2 protein-coding genes are annotated in these 1,991 nt (G+C 75.3%); both read right to left on the bottom strand.

The annotated features are described in order from the left end of the window. Nucleotides 1-32: 32 nt before the first annotated feature. Nucleotides 33-287, bottom strand: a complete 255-nt coding sequence (locus EAO70_RS35045) for an exodeoxyribonuclease VII small subunit (RefSeq protein WP_148006853.1) — start codon at nt 285-287, stop codon at nt 33-35. Between the two features lie 210 nt (nt 288-497). Continuing rightward, on the bottom strand, nt 498-1,715 hold the full coding sequence (gene xseA / locus EAO70_RS35040; RefSeq protein WP_148006852.1) for an exodeoxyribonuclease VII large subunit: 1,218 nt from the start codon (nt 1,713-1,715) through the stop codon (nt 498-500). Nucleotides 1,716-1,991 lie beyond the last annotated feature (276 nt).

Below are 1,991 nucleotides of genomic sequence, written 5' to 3'. Positions count from 1 at the left end.
TGCCAGCCCCTCGTCCTCGGCGGAGCGGCGGGCTACTCGTCCTCGTCGACGCCCGCCGTGCGCTCGGACTCCTCGGCCGCCCGCTCGGCCGCGAGCGAGGCGTCCAGCCGGGCCCGCGCCCCTTCCAGCCTGCGCCGGCAGACCTTCGCCAGCTCCTCGCCACGCTCCCAGAGCGCCAGGGACTCCTCCAGGGACGTTCCGCCCGCTTCGAGCCGCCGTACGACCTCGATCAGCTCGTCCCGCGCCTGCTCGTAACCGAGCGCCGCCTCTTCCGTTCCCGCTGCCATGTGCCGCTCCACCCTCCGTGACCGGTTCTCTCGAATCCTGCGTGTTCCGTGTGCCGTGTTCCGTATGCCCTGCGTGCCTGCGTGCCCTGCGTGCTGGGGCTCCCGCGAGTCCTGCGAATCGCGTGTCGCCCGTCTCGCGCGCGTCCCGCAGGCCGGCGTGGTCCCCGGCGGCGGTCGGGCGGCCCGGGCGGACCGCCCGCCGTCCCCCGCTCAGGCCGGGTCGGCCACGCGCCGCACCGCGAACTCGCCCTCGGCGACGCGTGCCCGCAGCTCCTCGTCGGCCGCGACCTCCTCGGGGGAGCGGACCACCGATCCGTCCGCCCGCTGGAGCACCGCGTACCCCCGCTCCATCGTCGCGGCGGGTGACAGCGCCCGGACCCGCGCGCGGGTGTGCGACAGCTCGGAGTCCGCCCGGTCGAGAAGGTGCCCGAGGACCCGGCGGCTGCGGGCGAGCAGCGCGGCGACCTCGTCCTCGCGGACCTCGACCATGCGCTGCGGATGCTCCATCACGGGCCGGGCGAGCGCGTGCGCGAGGCCGCGTTCCTCCCGTTCGAGGAGTCCCCGTACGGTCCGCAGGGCGCGGTCCCGCAGCCCCCGGACCCGGTCCAGTTCCTCGCCGACGTCGGGGACGACCTTCTTGGCCGCGTCCGTCGGCGTCGAGGCGCGCAGGTCGGCCACCAGGTCGAGGAGCGGCGAGTCGGGTTCGTGTCCGATGGCCGAGACCACCGGCGTACGACAGTCGGCGACGACGCGGACGAGCTGCTCGTCCGAGAAGGGCAGCAGGTCCTCGACGCTGCCGCCGCCCCGGGCGACGATGATCACGTCGACGTCCGCGTGCGCGTCGAGTTCCTTGACCGCCTGGACGACCTGGGGGACGGCCTTCACGCCCTGCACCGCCACGTTCCGCACCTCGAAGGCGACGGCGGGCCAGCGCCGGCGCGCGTTCTCCAGGACGTCCCGCTCCGCGGCCGAGGCGCGGCCGCAGACCAGCCCGATGCGGTGCGGCAGGAACGGCAGCGGCTTCTTCCGGTCGAGCGCGAAGAGGCCCTCGGAGGCCAGGCTCCGCTTGAGCTGCTCCAGGCGGGCGAGCAGCTCGCCGATCCCGACCGGCTTGATCTCGACCGCCCGCAGCGACAGCTGGCCGCGCGGCGCGTACCACTCGGGCTTGGCACGGACGACGACCCGGGCGCCCTCCGAGACGACGTCCGCGACGGCGTCGAAGACCTGCCGGTAGCAGGTGACGCCGATGGAGATGTCGTGCGAGGGGTCGCGCAGGGTCAGGAAGACGACCCCGGCGCCGGGACGTCGGGACAGCTGCGTGATCTGCCCCTCGACCCAGATCGCCCCGAGCCGGTCGATCCAGCCCCCGATCAGGCGGGAGACCTCACCGACGGGAAGCGGTGCTTCGGCGGACGTAGTCAGAGCCATGGACCGAGCGTAACCGCGCGGTACGACAACGTCAGGAGCGCGTAGCCCGGCGCGAGCCGGGGGGCCTGGGTCGGGCGTACCCCGGCGTGAGCCGGAGGGCTCGGACCGGCCGGACCCCGGCCGGTCCGACCGGCCGGCCGCCCCGCGACGGCGCCCCGGGGCCTACGAGACCGGCGTGCCCGCCCGCCTCAGCCTCCCGTGGGCCCGCTCAAGGCCTCCCGAGCCCCCGTCTCGGCCCCCTGAGGGGCGCACCCCTTGGAGAGCCCCGCCCTCAGC

The sequence above is a fragment of the Streptomyces sp. adm13(2018) genome (assembly GCF_008042145.1).
Classification (GTDB): Bacteria; Actinomycetota; Actinomycetes; order Streptomycetales; family Streptomycetaceae; genus Streptomyces.
Note: the sequence above shows the minus strand (reverse complement) of the source record. Positions and strands in the feature narration are given on the sequence as shown.